This is a genomic window from Nonomuraea corallina (assembly GCF_027620315.1).
GTDB lineage: Bacteria > Actinomycetota > Actinomycetes > Streptosporangiales > Streptosporangiaceae > Nonomuraea > Nonomuraea corallina.
On record NZ_JAPNNL010000069.1, the window covers coordinates 15748 to 33309 of the forward strand.

13 protein-coding genes and 1 riboswitch are annotated in these 17562 nt (G+C 73.3%); of the genes, 8 read left to right on the forward strand and 5 right to left on the reverse strand.

Annotated elements, in window-relative coordinates:
- Nucleotides 1–72: 72 nt before the first annotated feature.
- The gene (locus OUY22_RS18520) at nt 73–360 is read right to left on the reverse strand and encodes an Lrp/AsnC family transcriptional regulator (RefSeq protein WP_270156265.1); all 288 of its coding nucleotides are present in this window, start codon (nt 358–360) and stop codon (nt 73–75) included.
- 18 nt (nt 361–378) lie between these two features.
- Nucleotides 379–2103: a DEDD exonuclease domain-containing protein gene (locus OUY22_RS18525; RefSeq protein WP_270156266.1), complete on the reverse strand. Its 1725-nt coding sequence runs from the start codon at nt 2101–2103 to the stop codon at nt 379–381.
- An 84-nt stretch (nt 2104–2187) separates the two neighbouring features.
- On the opposite strand from OUY22_RS18525, the gene OUY22_RS18530 reads away from it, so the two are divergent.
- The 3 genes from OUY22_RS18530 to OUY22_RS18540 all read left to right on the forward strand — a co-directional run bounded on the left by OUY22_RS18530 (nt 2188) and on the right by OUY22_RS18540 (nt 7040).
- Complete coding sequence (locus OUY22_RS18530; RefSeq protein WP_270156267.1) at nt 2188–3714, forward strand: serine/threonine-protein kinase; 1527 nt, start codon at nt 2188–2190, stop codon at nt 3712–3714.
- On the forward strand, nt 3704–5149 hold the full coding sequence (locus OUY22_RS18535) for a serine/threonine-protein kinase (protein ID WP_270156268.1): 1446 nt from the start codon (nt 3704–3706) through the stop codon (nt 5147–5149). The genes OUY22_RS18530 and OUY22_RS18535 overlap by 11 nt, the downstream gene beginning before the upstream one ends.
- A gap of 409 nt (nt 5150–5558) precedes the next feature.
- On the forward strand, nt 5559–7040 hold the full coding sequence (locus OUY22_RS18540) for a hypothetical protein (protein ID WP_270156269.1): 1482 nt from the start codon (nt 5559–5561) through the stop codon (nt 7038–7040).
- On the opposite strand, the gene OUY22_RS18545 is transcribed toward OUY22_RS18540, so the two are convergent.
- From OUY22_RS18545 to OUY22_RS18555, 3 genes are read right to left on the reverse strand one after another with little or no spacing between them, the layout of a single operon-like run.
- Nucleotides 7037–10021: an FtsX-like permease family protein gene (locus OUY22_RS18545; RefSeq protein ID WP_270156270.1), complete on the reverse strand. Its 2985-nt coding sequence runs from the start codon at nt 10019–10021 to the stop codon at nt 7037–7039. The two genes, OUY22_RS18540 and OUY22_RS18545, sit on opposite strands and share 4 nt — an antisense overlap.
- On the reverse strand, nt 10018–10830 hold the full coding sequence (locus OUY22_RS18550) for an ABC transporter ATP-binding protein (protein ID WP_270156271.1): 813 nt from the start codon (nt 10828–10830) through the stop codon (nt 10018–10020). Before OUY22_RS18550 ends, OUY22_RS18545 begins: the two co-directional genes overlap by 4 nt.
- Entirely contained in the window at nt 10827–11471 is a 645-nt protein-coding gene (locus tag OUY22_RS18555) for an ATP-binding cassette domain-containing protein (protein ID WP_270156272.1), read from the reverse strand. Before OUY22_RS18555 ends, OUY22_RS18550 begins: the two co-directional genes overlap by 4 nt.
- 261 nt (nt 11472–11732) lie before the next feature.
- Between OUY22_RS18555 and OUY22_RS18560 the strand changes: the two genes are divergently transcribed.
- The 5 genes from OUY22_RS18560 to OUY22_RS18580 all read left to right on the forward strand — a co-directional run bounded on the left by OUY22_RS18560 (nt 11733) and on the right by OUY22_RS18580 (nt 17347).
- Entirely contained in the window at nt 11733–12941 is a 1209-nt protein-coding gene (locus OUY22_RS18560; protein WP_270156273.1) for a sensor histidine kinase, read from the forward strand.
- Nucleotides 12942–13009: 68 nt separating this feature from the next.
- The gene (locus OUY22_RS18565) at nt 13010–13678 is read left to right on the forward strand and encodes a response regulator (protein WP_270156274.1); all 669 of its coding nucleotides are present in this window, start codon (nt 13010–13012) and stop codon (nt 13676–13678) included.
- Nucleotides 13679–13852: 174 nt separating this feature from the next.
- The gene (locus OUY22_RS18570; protein WP_270156275.1) at nt 13853–15175 is read left to right on the forward strand and encodes an NYN domain-containing protein; all 1323 of its coding nucleotides are present in this window, start codon (nt 13853–13855) and stop codon (nt 15173–15175) included.
- Between the two features lie 118 nt (nt 15176–15293).
- On the forward strand, nt 15294–16232 hold the full coding sequence (locus OUY22_RS18575; protein WP_270156276.1) for a C40 family peptidase: 939 nt from the start codon (nt 15294–15296) through the stop codon (nt 16230–16232).
- Nucleotides 16233–16545: 313 nt separating this feature from the next.
- A riboswitch (cyclic di-AMP (ydaO/yuaA leader) is annotated at nt 16546–16710 on the forward strand.
- Between the two features lie 73 nt (nt 16711–16783).
- Nucleotides 16784–17347 carry a C40 family peptidase gene (locus tag OUY22_RS18580; RefSeq protein ID WP_270156277.1) on the forward strand — a complete coding sequence of 188 codons (564 nt, stop codon included), beginning with the start codon at nt 16784–16786 and terminating at the stop codon, nt 17345–17347.
- Nucleotides 17348–17562: the final 215 nt, after the last annotated feature.

A 17562-nucleotide genomic window follows, 5' to 3' on the forward strand; every position in this document is an offset into this window, starting at 1 on the left:
CGTCACCAGTCAGCCGGGTACGCGGTCTCGGACGTCAGCAGGTGGGGAACGCCGGCGAGGCGCTCGTCCCCGTCAGTCGGCGTACGGGAAGCCGATGGAGAAGGCCGCGTCCAGGTCGTGCTTGGAGTAGGCGCGGAAGGCGATGTGGGTCTCGGTGTTGAGCACGCCGGGCACCTTGTTGATGCGCCCGGGGATGACCTCGGCGATCTGCTCGTACTCGGCCACGCGCACCATGGCCAGCAGGTCGTAGTCGCCGGTGATGGAGTAGACCTCGCTGACGCCGTCGATCTCGGCGATCGTCTCGGCGACCTCCGGGATGCGGTCGACCTCGGCGTTGATGTGAACGATAGCCGTGACCATGACGCCCACTGTAGCGAATCAGCGCAGAGGCCGCCCTTCGCGGTGGCGGACGCGGTCGAACCCCTGGTAGGCCAGGTCGATGCGGGCCTTGTGGCGGGCGGCGCCGTGGGCGGGCAGGCTCCACTCGCCGTCGACCTCGACCAGCCGCACCCCGGGGGACTCCAGCCAGCGCAGGATGCACTCGGTCTCCTCGGCGCTGGCGGCGGGGACCGGGCCGGGACCGGGGATGACGGACTCGGCCGCGGTGGACAGCGACTCGACGAACGGGGTGGGGTGGGCGCCGCGCGGCATGACCCCGGCGGCGGCGAGACGGCCGTAGCGGATCACGTGGATGTCCCAGCCGCCGTCGAAGGCGGGGCTGGCCGCCACCAGGTGGGGGATGCGGGTGACGGAGGAGAGCCGCTGCATGCGGGCGGCGGTGCGGACGAACGCCGCCAGCCGGTCGCGGTCGACGGACGCCTCCTCGTAGCGCTGCTCGACCGACAGCCGCTCCATCCGGGCCGACACCGCGGAGAAGACGGGGGAGGCGTCGAGCGTCATCGCCCGCCGCGCCGCCTCGGCGTGGGTGAGGTAGTCGGCCTGACTCTGCTTGCCCTCGCAGGGGGCGCCGCAGCGGCCCATCTCGTGCAGGACGCACGCGGCGCGGCGGGTGCGCAGGCTGATCGGCTGGGTGCACTGGCGCAGCGGCACCGCCTCGTGCAGGGCGTTGCGGGCGTCGTCGGCCAGGCGGGTGCTGGAGAACGGGCCGAGGTAGGCGGCGCCGTCGTCCTTCACCTCGCGCACGATCGACAGGCGCGGGAACGGCTCCTGGGTCAGCTTGAGCCAGACGACCTTCTCGGGGAACCGCGACCTGCGGTTGTAGCGGGGCTTGGCGCCGCCGATCAGGCGCAGCTCGCGCACCTCCGCCTCCAGGGCGGTCGCGCACACGATGTGGCGGACCCGCTCGGCGATGCCGATCATCTCGCGGATGCGCGGCCGGGTCTCGCCGGCGGTGAAGTAGGAGCGCACGCGGTTGCGCAGGTTGGTGCTCTTGCCGATGTAGAGGATCTCGCCGCGCTCGTCCTCGAAGAAGTAGACGCCCGGGGCGTGCGGCACCGACTCGGCGAGGTGGCGCTTGCGCTGCTGCTCGGGCGTGGGGGCGCGGACGAACGACTTGAGCTCCTCCAGCGTGTGGACCTGGAAGGAACCGGCCCGCTCGATGAGTCCGTGGAGCACGTCGACGGTGGCCCTGGCGTCCTGGAGCGCGCGGTGGCACGGCTCGGTGGCGGCGCGGAAGAACCGGGCCAGCGTGGACAGCTTGCTGTTGGGCGTCTCGTCGCGGGTGAGCACCCGCCGGGCCAGGTCGACGGTGTCGACGACCGGGTTGGCCGGCGGGGGATAGCCGTGGGAGGCGCAGGCGGCCTTGAGGAAGCGCGTGTCGAAGCCCGCGTTGTGGGCGACGAGCGTCGCCCCCCGGATGAACTCCAGGAAGCTCGGCAGCACGGCCTCGACGCGCGGCGCCGCCATGACCATCGCGTCGGTGATGCCCGTCAGCACCGAGATGAACGGCGGGATCGGCCCCCCGGGATCGACCAGGGTGGAGAACTCGCCCAGCACCTCGCCCGCCCGCACCTTCACCGCGCCGATCTCGGTGATCTTGTCGTCGGCCGGTGACCCGCCGGTGGTCTCGAGGTCGAACACCACGAACGTGACCTCGCTCAGCGGGGTGCCGAGCTCGTCGAGAGTGCCTTGTACGGGATCCACGAACCAAGACCATAGAGAGGGGGACCGACAGTTGCGTCACCGACCGAATAACTATTCGGCTTGATCCTTCGTTACTCTTCCTTTGTGTCCGGGGAACGACTGGCCAACCGCTACCTTCTGCTGCGACCGCTCGGCAGCGGCGGCATGGGGCGGGTCTGGCTGGCCAGGGACGAGATGCTCGACCGCGAGGTGGCGGTCAAGGAGCTGACCCTGCCCGAGGGCCTGCCGCCCCACGACCGCGCCGAGCTCATCGCCAGGGCCGCGCGCGAGGCGCAGGCGACCGCCCAGCTCCGCCACCCGGGCATCGTGGCCCTGCACGACGTGGTCGTCGAGCACGACCGGCCGTGGCTGGTGATGGAGCTGCTGCGCGGCCGTACCCTCGGCGACGCGGTCCGCGAGCACGGGCCGATGCCGCAGGAGTACGCGGCGAGGATCGGCGCGGAGATGCTCGACGCGCTGGCCGCGGCGCACGCCCGCGGCCTCCAGCACCGCGACGTCAAGCCGGGCAACGTGTTCCTGACCGACAGCGGCAGGGTGGTGCTCACCGACTTCGGCATCGCCCGCCAGGAGGGCCAGTCGACGCTGACCGAGCAGGGCCTGATGATCGGCTCGCCCGGCTTCATCGCGCCCGAGCGGCTGGAGGGCGACCCCGGCGGCCCGGCCAGCGACGTGTGGTCCCTCGGCGCGACCCTGTTCGTCGCGGTGACCGGCGGTCCCGCCTACGACGGCACGGCGGCCCAGCGCATCCGCGCGACGCTCACGCACCAGGTGCCGCACGCGCCGGGCCCGCTCGGCCCGGTGATCGCCGCGATGATGGCGCCCGATCCCGCCGCCCGGCCGCCCGCGCCGCACCTGGCCCAGGCGCTGCGCCAGGTCGCGTCCGGGCAGCAGCCGCACCTGGTCACCCACCATGACGTGACGGCCTCCGGCCAGGTCGGTCAGGCAGGCCGGGCCGGCAGGCGCGGCAGGCCGCTGGTGGTGGTGGCCGTCGCCGCGGTCGCGGCCGTGGTGGTCGCCGCCGCCACGACCGGCGTCCTGCTGATGCGCGATGGTGCAGGGGGTGGCGTGCCGGAGGCGTTCACGGCGCCGATGGACGTCTGCTCGCTGCTGGACGACGAGGAGGTCGGCCTCTACCTGCGCACGCAGCGGCTGCCCGAACCGGCTCCCGGCTCCGACGAGGTCGGCCCGCGCTGCCAGTGGCCGATCCAGAGCACCGGGGTCGAGGTCCAGGTGCAGAAGGACTCCGACACCCGCGACCCGTGGGCGATGACCCCCGAGGCGGCCCGGGTGCTGTTCGCCAACCAGCAGCGCTGGTGGAGCCGGCACGACAAGCTCGACTGGACCTGGCCGGAGATCGGCGCCGACGGCAGCCTCCCGGTGACCCGCACCGCCGTGCGGAAGGTCGGCGGCGTCGGCGAGGAGGCGTTCGCGTTCGAGCTGAAGGGCAAGACCGGCCGCCTCCACACCGCCCTGGTCTACTACCGGCTGGCCAACCTGGTGGTCTTCGTCGGCTACACGGCGCTGTCGGAGCGGCTCGGCGACGAGGACATCAAGCAGACGGCGCTGAAGGCCGCCAAGGCCACCGAGCAGGCGTTGCGCCGTGCAGGGTGACACCTACCTGCTGGCCCGCCGCTACCACCTGCTGGAGCGGCTCGGCGAGGGCGGCGCCGGCACGGTGTGGCGGGCCCGCGACACGGTGCTCAACCGCGAGGTCGCGGTCAAGCAGGTACGGGTGCCGCCCCAGTTGACGCCGGGCCAGCGGGCCCGGTTCGCCGACCGGGCGATCCACGAGGCGCGGACCGCCGGTCGGCTGCGCGACCCGGCCATCGTCATGATCCACGACGTGGTGCTCGAAGGCGACCAGCCGTGGATCATCATGGACCTGGTCGACGGCCGCTCCCTGGAGCAGGCGATCAGGGAGTACGGGCCGCTGCCGCCCCAGAGCGTGGCCCGCATCGGCCTGAGCGTGCTGTCCGCCCTGCAGGTGGCCCACTCGCACGGCATGGTCCACCAGGACGTCAAGCCGGGCAACATCCTCCTCGACGCCGACGGCTCGGCCATGCTCACCGACTTCGGCATCGCGGTCACCATGGGGGGGCGGGGCGACCACTACGGCAGCGCCGGCTCGCCCGGCTACATGGCGCCGGAGCGGCTCAACGACGAGCCGTCCGGCCCGGCCTCCGACCTGTGGTCCCTCGGCGCCAGCCTCTACACGGCGGTGGAGGGCAGGCCGCCCTTCGAGCGTCCCAACCCGGCCGCGCTGGCCGCCGCCGTGCTGCTGCACGACCCGCCGCCCCCCGTCAGGGCGGGCCGCGAGCTCGGCGGTCTGCTGAGGGCCATGCTCGCCAAGGACCCTGCCGCGCGTCCCACCGCCGGTCAGGTCCGCCAGACGCTGGAGCACGTCGCCTCGGGCCGCGCCGGCGCGGCGTCGGGGTGGCGCCGCGCGTGGTGGCTGGTGCCCGTGCTGGTCGCCGCGGTCGTGCTGCTCGGCGCGGGCGGCTGGTACGGGTGGACGGCGCTCAACCGGGGCGAGCCGGGCCGCTACGCGACCGCGCCCGACCCGTGCCGCCTGCTCACCGACGCCCAGGCGAAAGAGGTGCTGGGAGGGGCCACGAGAGCGGAGCGCAGCCGCGAGGGGGAGTGCCAGTGGCTCCTGCGGCTGGGGTCGCAGATGAAGGGCAAGCTCACCGTACGCGTCTGGACCGAGCGGCCAGACGGCTCGCGCGGCGGCCCGGAAGTGGCGGCCCGCCGGTTCGGCCTGGAGCGCACCGGCCGGCAGGCCGCCGCGGGCTCGGTCTTCCGCGAGCAGGTCGGCGAGGTGCGCGACGTCCCGGGCGTGGGGGAGGCCGCGTTCGCGCAGACCCGCTTCGAGTACTACGTCACCTCGCGCTCGTCCGGCCGCGCCGACACCACGGTGCTGCTGCGTGACAGCAACCTGATAGCGGAGGTGGTCTGGCGCCGGGAGGACGTCACCGCCGCCCTGGCCGCCGACGAGAAGAACGCCGTCACCGCCACCGCGATGGTCTCGGGAGCGTTGCGAGGGTGAGGCATTCAAGCGGCCTGCAACCGGGATAACTACCATATTTCCCGCAAGTCACGGCCAATCCCAGGAGTCATTGGTGCCTTCCGGTAGCGAGAACGAGCCGCCGACGTTCCCTCACCCCGGACCTGGTGGACCCCACGCGCCCCAGCACTCTCCGACGCGACCCCTGCCACCACCGTTCCCGGCACACTTGGGCCCGGGCGGTCCAGTCGGCCCCGGCGGTTCAGGTGGTCCGGTGGGCCCGGGTGGTCCGGTGGGCCCGGGTGGTCCGGTGGGTTCGTATGGTCCGGTGGGTCCCGGCGATTACGGCGGTCCCGGTGGCCCTGGTCCTGGCGGTCCTGGTCCTGGCGGTCCTGGTCCTGGCGGTCCTGGTCCTGGCGGTTCCGGTCCTGTGGGGCCTGGGGGACGGCCGATGGGGCCGCAGGGGCCGAGCGGTGGGAACGGGCCGTTCGGCGGTCCTCCGGGACCGTCAGGCCGGCCCAGGCGGCGCGGGTGGCTGCTGCCGACGCTGGCCGCCGGCGCCGTCGTGCTGGTGGGCGGCGGCGCGGGCGGCTACCTGGTGTACGGGCAGCTCGCGGGCGACACCGGCCCCACGGTCCCGGTGCAGCGGCAGACCGGCCCTGACGCCTCGACCGGGACCGAGCCGGCCGCCGGCCCCGACGCCTGCGCGATGCTGCCCCCCGAGGAGGCCGAGCGGCTGGTGCCCGGGGCGACCGTGGTCAAGGGCTCGCGGGAGCACGACACGGCCGTCACGTTCACCTGCAACCTGGTGAACCAGCGCATCTCGTACGGGGAGTTCTGGCGCAACCGCGAGATCGACATCAAGGTCAACCAGCACTTCGGCGACGGCGCGAAGACCGGCAGGACCATGGCCCAGACCTCCTATGAGTTCGAGTACGGCAGCGCCAAGTACCGTGAGACCGCCAAACCCACCCCGAGCAAGGGCGAGAAGGAGTACGTCTCTCCGGTCAAGGACATCCCCGGCGTCGGTGACGGGGCCTACGCGCAGTACACCTGGCGCCGGTCCGGCGAGATGCTGTGGTACTCGTACGGCCAGGCTTTCGCCCGCGTCCACGACATGACGATCGAGGTCAAGTACCAGGCCGGCCAGCAGCGCAAGGACGCCCAGGTCCTGAGCAGCAAGACCACCCAGTCGATCACCGAGGAGAACGCGATCCGCGAGGTGACCGGCCTGGTCGAGCACGTCGCCAAGGGCGTGGCCGACTGGAAGGCCAGGAATCCGAACGTGGTCGCCCAGCCGTACCCGACCACCACGAGCACCCCTGACGCCACCCCGACCCCGTCGCCCACGCAGCTGCGGATCTTCCCGGCGGCGTGCGAGTCGATCACCCCGGACGCGACCGAGCTGGTGCCGCGGCCGGTGACCCGGGCCCGTGGCGTCGAGGTGGGCAACGACACCCAGACGGAGTGCCGCTGGCTCAACCTGGACGTGCCGGGCGTAGCGGGCAAGACCCGGGTCCGCAGCGTCCTCATCACCGTGCACAGCTTCACCAACCGGGCGGGCGTGGCCGACAAGACCGCGGCCGGCTCCTTCTACGCGACCCGGCGCGGCCAGAGCAACGGCACCGAGCACTCGACGATCGGCGGGATCACGTTCGGGGCCGTCCGCGACATCAGGGGGGTCGGCGAGTCCGCCCACGGCAGCTACGTCCAGACGCGGCAGGGTGAGGTGCACGCCGGCAGCGCCAGCGTGATGGCGCGGCAGGGCTCGCTGGTGGTGATCGTCGACTACGCGGGCGCCGAGCGGCCCAAGGGCAAGCCCGCCGACGCGCCAGAGGTGGAGATGCTCCGCGAGAAGGAGGCCCGCGACGGCGCGCTGAAGATGGCCAGGGCGTTCCTGGCCGCGCTGGTGGAGAAGCCGATCGGCAGCTAGGCCGGGGTGTCGCGCAGGCGCTCCACCCGGATGCCGCGCAGCAGCAGCTCGGAGACGAGCAGCGCGCACAGCAGCGTGGCCGCCAGTGCGCCGCCGGTGACGAGCGCCACAGGCAGCGCCGCTACCTCGTGCGGCAGCGGCGGCGTGACCACCGGCTCGGCGAACTGCGGGATGCGGCCCAGCGCCGCCTCGGCGGCCAGCAGCCCGGCCAGCAGCCCGGCGAGCGTGCCGGCCAGCACCGTGATCGCCTGCTCCAGCAGCAGCGCCACCCGCAGCGCCGGCACCTTCGCGCCGGCGGCCTCCAGCGCGGCCAGCTCGTAGCCGCGCCGCCGCGCCGCCGTGTGCAGGGCCAGCACGGTCCTGCCGAGCGCGAGCACGGCCGCGGCCAGCGCCGACACCAGCAGCAGCATGAGCGCGAGCCCCGGCCCCTCGGCCGCGTACCCGGCCGCGAGGTCCTCCTGGCGCACCGTGGACACCACTCTCAGTCCTTCCCTGGTCAGCGCCGCCTCCAGCGCCGCGGTGCCGGCCTGCCGGGTCCACACCTGGAACTCGGCCTTCTCGTGCACGCCGTACGCGATGCTGTCGGCCTGTTCGAGGTCCATCAGGACGCCCGCGCCGGTGATGCCCGGCGCGGCGGCCGCGATGACCGCCGGCCGGACACGGTGGGTGAAGGCGTTGTCCAGCCCCGGCATCGCCCGGGCACCCACCTCGCCGACCACGATCCCCGCGGGCTCCTGATCGTAGGTGGCCGGGCGCAACACCTGGGCGCCCGTGTCCGACAGGGCGAAGCTGCCGTCGGTCCGGCGCGGGTCCTGGTCCACCCGCCAGGCGGGCATCGGCACCTGCCGCCAGGCGCCGTCCCGCAGCACCTCCATGCTCTCCACCCGCACCTGGATGAAGCCGCCTTCGAAGGAGTTCGTGATCCGCGACAGTTCGCCGTGGATCCTGCGCAGCTCGCAGGGCACCTGGCGGCAGGGCAGGGGCAGGTTCCACTCGTACGAGCCGGCCCCGCGGAGCTTGCCGATGGTGATCGGGACGGGGCCCACCCTCCCGGTGACCCGGAAGGCGGCCTTGATCTGCGTCTCCCAGTCCTGGGTGAGGTGGTCGTGGGACAGCCGCAGCCGGAGCCGTTCGCCGCGCAGCCACACCCGGGCGACGTCGGGGCCCGGTAGCGCGGCCATCGCCTCGGCCAGGTCCTTGCCGCCCGCCAGCGCCGGGTCCCAGTGCGCCACCCGCGCCAGCCGCTCGGGGTCGGAGACCACGAGCTGCGGCGTGCCGGACATCTTGATCACCGGTGCGGCGAGGGCGCCGCCGGGGTCGGCGGCCTCGACCGCGGCGGTCAGCTTGTCCGGTTCGACCGGTTCGACGGTGATGGCGGCGGGGGCGCCGTTGTGGAAGGCCGCCACCCGCGCGTAGTCGTCGCTCGTCGCCGTCCACGCCGCCACGGCGAACGTGGCCAGCCCGAAGGCGGTGCCCAGGACGATCACGCTGCCCGCCGTCACGGGCCCTCTGGCCACCTGGCGGAGCGCCAGGAACGGCCCCAGCCCGCCGCGCCGCCGGGTGAGGCCGAACAGCCATCCGCTCACCACCGGCAGGACACGGCTGGCCAGCAGCGCCACGCCGAGCGCCATCAGCCCGGGCACGGCCAGCGCGCTGACGCTCTCGCCGGAGGCGTCGGCGATGACCCCGGCCGCCAGCAGCTCCGTCAGGCCCAGCGCCGTCACGGCCAGCACCACCGCGTCCAGCACCCAGCCGCGTGCGCTCCTGCGCGGCGTGCGGCGCCACTCCTCGGTGATCGGCCGGGTGGCGATGCGCCAGGCCGACGCCGTCGCGGCCAGCACGCCGCCGAGCGTGGCGGCCAGCCCGGCCGCCACCGCCATCGGCGGGAACGTCGTGGGGATGCTCGCGGGCAGCAGCGCGCCGATCATCAGGCTCGCCGCGCCGAACCCCGCCGCCAGGCCGAGCGGCACGGCGAGCAGGAGCAGCAGCATCGGCTCCGCCAGCGCGAACCGCCACACCCGCACCCTGCCGTGGCCGCGCAGCCGGGCCAGCGCGATCTCCGGGCCGCGCGCCCGGACCAGGTCGCCGACCGTCTGGAACAGCAGCAGCCAGCCCAGCCCGACGAGCTGCGCGGCCACCAGCAGCGCGGGCACGCCCAGCGTCTCGGCGTTGGCGTTGATCGTTCTCAGCGTGTCGGCCATCCGGGAGAACACGATCGCGTCGGTGTCGCGGCCCGCGGTCACGGCCAGCGTCTGCATCTCCGCCATCAGCGGCAGGTCCGTCCCGGCCAGCCGGTCCGGGTCGATACGGAGGATCGCGTAGTCGGTCCAGGAACCCTCCGTGGGACTCCCGCTGATGTAGGTGACCGTACGGGTCTCGCGGGCCGTGAACAGCGCGTCCACCTTGTTCTGGCTGGGCTGCCCGTACGGGTCGAACAGCGTCCTGCCGAACCAGAACGGGTCCCCGGACGGGCCGGGCCGGTAGACGCCGACCACCTGGAGCTCCGCCGGGTCCAGGACGGTCGCGCCGGGCCGCGCGGCCCTCAGGGACCTCAGCCGGACGACGTCGCCGATCTTCAGCTCGGACGCCTCGCTGGCCATCACCTCCAGGGCGGCGGACGGGCAGCGCCCCCGCACGAGCCGCACGTGCTCGCACTGGCCGTCCTGCCACACCACTGAGTACGCGCGAGCATCGCCCTGGTCGGCGCCGCCGCTGGACGTCTCCATGCCGAACACCGGCGGCTCCACGAAGCCGGCCCCCGCGGTGAACGCGGCCACCTTCCGCTCGATGCCGCCGTTGGTCGTGGTGTAGCGCCAGCCGCGCCCGTCCACCGGCGCCTCGCGCACCACGTCGCGGACGATCGTGGTCAGCGCGGCGGCGGAGTAGATCGGGGCCACGGCGGCCGAGGCGATCGGCACCACCGCGATCAGCAGCACGACGAGGGCGAGGGTGCGGCGCTCCCACAGGCCGCGCAGGATCACGACTCGGCCCTCCGCAGCACGACCCCGTCCTCCAGCGGCTCGATCCTCGCCATGGAGCCGGGCGGCAGCAGATGATGGTACTCAGGCGGCACCTGCACCGCGCCCTCCCTGCCGACCACCACGAAGTCCTCGCCGCGCCGGCCCTCGGAGCCGACCCGGCCGTCCCGGATCGTCACCGTGCGGCCCAGCGCCTCGCTGACCGCCACGTCGTGCGTCACCACCACCGCCGTGGTGCCCTCGGCCTCGGCCGACTCCTTGATCAGGTCGATCACCCGCCGCCCGGCCCCGGGGTCGAGCTGGCTGGTGGGCTCGTCGGCCAGCAGCAGCCGGGGGGAGTTCGCCAGCGCCACGGCCAGGGCCAGCCGCTGTTGCTCGCCCCCCGACATGCGGCCCGCGGGCCGGTCGCCGGCGTCGTCCAGCCCGACCCGGCTCAGCAGGTCGCGAACCCGCCGCCGGTCCCGTCTCACCGCCCGCTGGGCGAAGGCGACGTTCTGGGCGGCCGGCAGGTAGCCGATCAGGTTGCGCGACGGGTTCTGCAGCACGACGCCGATCTTCGACGCCCGCAGCCGGTCGAGCGCGCGCTGGTCGAGCCGGCCCACCTCGACCCCGTCCAGCCACAGCCGGCCCGCGCTCGGCCTTGACAGGCCTGCCAGCAGCCACAGCAGCGTCGACTTGCCCGCTCCGGACGGGCCCAGCAGCGCCACCGTCTCTCCCCGGTCGATCACCAGGTCCACGTCGCGCAGCGCCACCACCTCGACGTCCTGCGCCCGGTAGATCTGCACGACCCCGTCGCAGCGCACCATGCTCATCGGCGCACCGCCGTACGCACCTCGACGATCCGGTCGCAGCGCTCCGCGACCTCCGGGTCGTGGGTCGCGATCACCAGCGTGGTGCCCTCGGCGCCGGCGGCGAGCAGCTCGTCCAGCACCACCGCGCGGTGGACCGCGTCCTGCTCCGCGGTCGGCTCGTCGGCCAGCAGCACCCGGGGCCGCAGCGCCAGCGCCCTGGCCACGGCCACCCGCTGCTGCTGGCCGCCGGACAGCTCCTCCACCAGGTGGTCGGCGAACCTCGCCACCCGCAGCCGCTCCAGCGCCGCCGCCGCCAGGCTCATCGCCTCACGCGGCGGGCGGCCCGCCGCGCGCAGCGCCACCTCGACGTTCTCCGCCGCCGTCAGCAGGCTCAGCAGACCGTACGACTGGAAGACGAGCGCGAGCCCGGCCCTCAGCTCCGGACGCTCGTCCAGCGGCACGCCTCCCACCAGGACGCGGCCCTCGGCGGGGGGCGCCAGGCCGGCCAGGGTCGTCAGCAGCGTCGTCTTCCCCGACCCGGACGGGCCCATGAGCGCGACCCGCTCGCCTTCGCCCACATCGAGGGTGAGGTCGTCGATGAGTTTCCGGCCCGCGACCACGCAGGACAGGGAACGGCAGGAGATCGCCGGGGCGGGTAACACCCGTGGAGCATCCATCGCGAGGCGGCTTTACGTCAACGGTTAACGGCCTTGCAAGTCGGCTGCAAGCCCGGCCTCTAGCCTGGAGCCCGCAGGTGACGCGGAGCCGCGTGAGCGGGGCCCGCCCAGCACAGGGGCCTGGGCGAGTGCGAGTGGGGGAGCCACGCGGCTCCGGCGTCCGCCGCCGGGATGCGCCACCCGGACGTGCGGAATCGACTTTGGTCGCTGTTCCGGCGTCGCCGTCAGGGCATAGGTTCGGGAGACGTGACCCGAGTGAGCATGCCGCGCCAGGAGTACCTCTGGCTGCTGCCGTCCGTGCTGCTCGGCGACGGGCGCTCGGCCGGGCCGGTGCGGCGCTCCACCCGCGACTGGTTCGTCGACACCGTCATGTTCCTGCTGGCCTGCGTGCTGAACCTGCTGATCGCGCTGGAGATGGACGGGCCGACGCCGCTGGTCGCCGCCGAGCAGGTGGTCGGGGTCATCTCCTGCCTGGCGGTGTGGCTGCGCCGCCGCTGGCCGGTGGGCCTGGCCGTGGTCACCACCGTGGCCTCGGCGTACTTCGAGATGGTGGGCGGGGCGGGCGTGGTCGCGCTGTTCACGGTGGCCGTGCACCGGCCGTTCAAAGTGTCCGGGACGATCGCGGGGCTCGGGCTGCTCACGATCGCGCCGTTCTCCGTCCTCCGGCCGGACGTGGAGCCGACCGGGCTGGTGTACGTGATCTTCTCCTTGACGATCGTGCTGACCGTCTTCGCCTGGGGCATCGTCGTCCGGGCGCGGCGGCAGCTCATCTGGTCGCTGAGGCAGCGCGCCGACAGCGCCGCGGAGGAGGCCAAGCGGCTCGAACGCGAGCGGATCGCCAGGGAGATGCACGACGTGCTGGCGCACCGGCTGTCCATGCTCAGCCTGCACGCCGGGGCGCTGGAGTTCCGGCCCGACGCGCCCGCCGGGGAGATCGCCCGAGCCGCCGGCGCGATCAGGAGCGGCGCCCACCTCGCGCTGCAGGACCTGCGGGAGGTGATCGGCGTGCTGCGCCACCACGCCGTTACCGCCGAGGTGCCCGACCGGCCCCAGCCCACCCTCGCCGACCTGCCGCCCCTGGTGGCCGAGTGCGAGCAGGCGGGCATGGCCGTACGCCTGACCATGGAGACCGGCGACGTGCCGGAGAAGCCGGGCCGCGACCTCTACCGCATCGTGCAGGAGGCGCTCACCAACGCCCGCAAGCACGCTCCGGGCGCCCCCGTCACCGTCGCCGTGACCGGCGCGCCGGGCGAAGGGCTGGCGGCCGAGGTGCGCAACCGGCTGCCCGCGCGCCACGGTCCCCGCATCCCCGGCGTGCAGATCCCCGGCGCCGGAGCCGGGCTCATCGGCCTGACGGAACGCGCGGAGCTGGCGGGCGGGCGGCTGGAGCACGGCCCGGCCCCCGAGGGCGAGTACGTGGTCCGCGCCTGGCTACCGTGGCCGGGGCGGACATGACGGCGCCCCGGCCGACCGCCGGGGGCGAAGGGCGGACAGACTCAGGTGAAGGGCTGGTGTGAAGCGGGATGACGACGCCGGAGGCGCGGCCCATCCGGGTGCTGATCGTCGACGACGACGCGCTCGTCCGGGCCGGGCTGTCGATGATCCTGGGCGGCGCCGGCGACATCGAGATCGTGGGGGAGGCGGCCGACGGCGCCGAGGTGCCGCCGATCGTCGCCGAGCGCCGGCCCGACGTGGTGCTGATGGACATCCGGATGCCCGGCATCGACGGGCTGACCGCGACCGAGAGGCTGCGGGGCGCCGGCGCGCCGCCCGAGGTCGTCGTGCTGACCACCTTCCACGCCGACGCGCAGGTGCTGCGGGCGTTGCGGGCGGGCGCGGCCGGGTTCCTGCTCAAGGACATCCCGCCCGCCGAGCTGGTCGCCGCCATCAGGAAGGTGGCGGCGGGGGAGCCGATCCTGTCACCCGCCGTGACCCGCCAGCTGATCTCCCATCTCTCCGTCGGCGGCGCCGACGGCCGCGCCGACCGGGCCCGCGCCCTGCTCGGCCGGCTCAGCGAACGCGAGCGGGAGGTGGCGCTGGCCGTCGGGCGGGGCAGGTCCAACGCGGAGATCGGTCGGGAGCTGTTCATGAGCGTGCCGACCGTCAAGGCGCACGTCTCGCGCATCCTGACGAAGCTGCGGTTGAACAACCGGGTCCAGGTGGCCCTGCTCGTCTACGACGCCAGCCTCTGAGGGTGTGTCCCCGTGCGGGATGGGCAGGAGGGGGCTTTCCGCAGGTCGGTCCCGGCATGCGCGGCGACGGAGGCGGGCCGAACAAGCGCTTGCCCGGATAAGGGTGCCCGTTACGGACAGGTACCCGGCAGCCGTACCCTTGTCTGAAAGAGCATGTCATGAAGGGACAGTGGGATGAGCGCAGCGGGTGAAGGCCTGTCCCGCCCGCTTCCCGAGCAGGTGCGGCTCAACGTCGTCGACCTGGCGGCCCAGGTCCTCGGCTCGATGCCCGCCGCCGCCGTCCCGCCGCCGCTGCGCGGCATCGCCAAGTTCGACCCGCGCAAACGCGCCCGCCTGGGCGGTGCGCCCATCGCCGCCCAGCTGGAGAACGACAAGGACTTCCGCGAGGCCGTCGCCGAGCACGTCGCCGCCGGCTGGCCGGAGCTGGTCTCCTCCCTGGCCGAGGGCCACCTGCCGCCCGCCGCCGATCCCGTGCTCGTCGCCGCCGCCGCCTACCTGACCCGCCCTCCGGGGTGGGAGGAGATGATCGAGACGGCGCGGGCGGACCTGGAGCAGAGCGCCGCCGCGGCCGAGGGCTCGGAGCGCGAGGAGGTCGTGTCCCGGCTGCGCGAGCAGCTGGCCGCGCAGAAGTCGGCGGCCAAGGAGGAGACCGACCGGCTGCGCGAGCAGCTCAAGACCGCCCGCAGCGAGAACAGCGACCTGCGCCGCAAGCTCCACGACGCGCGCGAGCGGGCCAAGGCGGCCGTGCGCCGGGCCGAGGAGATGGAGCACGCCGCCCAGGAGGCCAGGGCCGCGGCCGTCGCGGCCGGCAGCGCGGGCGAGACCGAGCTGCGCCGGCTGCGCGAGCGCCTGGCCGACGCGGAGAAGCAGCTCGAAGCCTCGCGCCGGGCGGCCCGCGAGGGCCGCAGCATCGAGGACGCCCGCATCAGGGTGCTGCTCGACGCGCTGCAGGACGCCTCCGCCGGGCTGCGCAGGGAGCTGGCGCTGCCCACCACCATCTCCCGCCCCGCCGACTCGGTGGCCGCCGTCTCCGGGGAGACGCCCGGGGTGCGGGGGGTGCCCGCCCGCGCGCTCGCCGACGACGACCCGCAGCTGCTCGACCAGCTCCTCGCCCTGCCGCAGATCCACCTGATCATCGACGGCTACAACGTGACCAAGACCGGCTACGGCACCCTCACCCTGGCCGACCAGCGCAACCGGCTGATGACCGGGCTGGGCGGGCTGGTGGCGCAGACCAGGGTCGAGGTGACCGTGGTCTTCGACGGCGCCGAGCTGAACGCGCCGGTGCAGGTGGTCGCGCCGCGCGGGGTGCGGGTGCTGTTCAGCGCGCCCGGCGAGATCGCCGACGACCTGATCCGTCAGCTGGTCCGCGCCGAGCCGCCGGGCCGGGCCATGGCCGTGGTCTCCTCCGACCGGGAGGTCGCCGAGTCCGTGCGCCGGATGGGCGCCAGACCCGTTCCGTCTGCTTTGCTGCTGCGCAGGCTCGGACGCGCTTAGATGACAATGAGTGTTTAGGTGAGACCTCACCTTTCGCTTCTGTACTATTTCGCCCCAGATCTATTCCCCCTGGAGGCGAGTTGTGAGGGTGGGCCGGGCGCCGTTGGCCGCAGGTCTCGTGATCGGGCTGATCATCGTTCCGGCGGGAGGGGTCCTCGCTGACCCGCAACCGACGATCAGTCAGGCCAAGGCTAAGCTGGAGAAGCTCAACGACAAGGCCGACAAGGTCGTCGACCGCTACAACACGGCCACCGAGAGCTACAAGGACGCCAAGAAGCGTTACGACAAGCTCAACGACAGCTACAAGCGCAAGCTGTCCACGGTCACCGAGCTGCGTCAGCAGGTCGTCGCGATGGCCGTCAACGGCTATCAGGTGGGTCGCGACCTGACCACGCTGCCGAGCCTGGTGACCAGCGACCGGCCCGACGACCTGCTCTACCAGATGGCGCTCACCGGCCGGCTGTCCCAGGAGCGCGCCGGCATGCTGGCCGCCTTCGACCGGGAGAACCGCGGGCTCAAGGCCGAGCGGGACAAGGCCCAGGCCGCCCTCGGCGAGGCCGACGAGGAGCGCGACAAGATCAGGCAGGAGCGCGCCGAGGTCGAGAAGCTGGTCACCCAGCAGAAGAAGCTGCTCAACCGCCTGGGCGCCTATCGGGCCGGCGACCCGAACAGCACCGGCATCAAGTACACCGGCCCCGCCTCCGGCAGCGCCGCCGCCGTGCTGAGCTTCGCCTACGCGCAGGTCGGCAAGCCCTACCAGTTCGGCGGCACCGGCCCCGGCGGCTGGGACTGCTCCGGCCTGACCCAGGCCTCCTGGCGCGCGGCCGGGGTGTCGCTGCCGCGGACGACCTGGCAGCAGTGGGCCTGGGGCGCCAACCGGCGGGTCTCGCTCGACGCGCTGCAGCCGGGCGACCTGATCTTCAGTGAGGGCCTCGGCCACGTGAGCATCTACGCGGGGAACGGCAAGATCGTGCATGCTCCGCAGACCGGCGACGTGGTGAAGGTCGTCGCACTTTCCTCGTACGGACGACGCCTCGTCGGCGCGGTGCGCCCGTGAGCCTGCGGAGACTCGTGTGACTGGTGTGACACATGGGTCTTGACTCGCCGTCAGAGTCCCAAGTGTGAGTATGGTCACATTCGCGTAACGAGGCTCCAGCTCCAGCAGGGGATGGCGGGTCTTACAGGGGGCTTGTCCAGCCTTTACTCGTTGACTCCGCCTTTGCCAGAAGATGGCATTCCGGCGTAGGTTCTGGCGTCGCGGCGGTCACGCCATGCCCGCCGCCGGCCGTCATCCCGGGTGCCGCAGGCGCCGCGATGCGGCCGCACATCCGCGGCCACCGCCGCATCCCCGCGCACCCCTCTGGGCGCGGGGCGGTGGCCTGCCGAATCCGTGCAGCCAGGAGCACGGAGCCGGGGAACCACAGATCCCGCTATTTCAGAGCGGGATCAGGGGTGAATCGGCGCATCACGCGCCGTAGGGCGACTTCCAGGCCCGAATCCGACAGCTAACCCGGTAGGCGTTCGTGGAAGACTCAAGGAGCAATCCTGTCTACCTCTTCGCATAACCCCCGTCTGTCCCGTCTTGCCCTGCGCGGCGTAGCGCTCACGATGACCGTGACGGCCGGAGGCGTCGGCCTCCACGCCTCCGCGGCGCAGGCGGAGCCGCCCGTGGCACCCGCCGGGGCCTCCGTCACCAAGGCGACGGAGTCCGCAGGGACGGCCACGGCTGTCAAGGCAGCCGAGACCGCCAAGACCGCCGGCACCGCCAAGGCCGCCAAGACCGCCAAGCGGAGCAAGGCGGCCCGACAGCAGGTGAAGGCCCACAAGGCCGTCGCGGTGGCCAAGAAGCAGATCGGTGACCCGTACCGTTACGGGGCCACCGGGCCGCACGCGTTCGACTGCTCGGGTCTCGTCCAGTTCGCCTGGAAGAAGGCCGGAGTGTCGATCCCGCGCGTGACGAACAGCCAGTTCGCGCACATCAAGAAGAAGGTCTCCTACAAGAACCTGCGACCGGGTGACCTGATGTTCTTCCGCGGGCTCGGCCACGTGGGCATGTACATCGGCAAGGGAAAGATGGTCCATTCACCGAGCTCGGGCAAGACCGTGCGCGTCGAGAAGGTGAGCGGCTGGCGCAAGTCGTCGTTCGCCGGTGCGGTGCGCCCCGGTCTGTGACTGACAGCGAAGGCCCCGTCCCCGCAGGTTGGGGGCGGGGCCTTCGCCGTCCCCGAACGGCTAGCATCGGGCAGCGTGTCCGGGAACGTGAGCCGCCGAGCGGCGCTGGCGGGGCTGGTCCTCGCCGTCGCCGCGGCCGACGGGGCGGGACCGGTGGCCGCCGTGGCGCCGGACGAGCTGGCCGAGGTGCGCGCGCTGTGGCGCGGGGAGCTGAG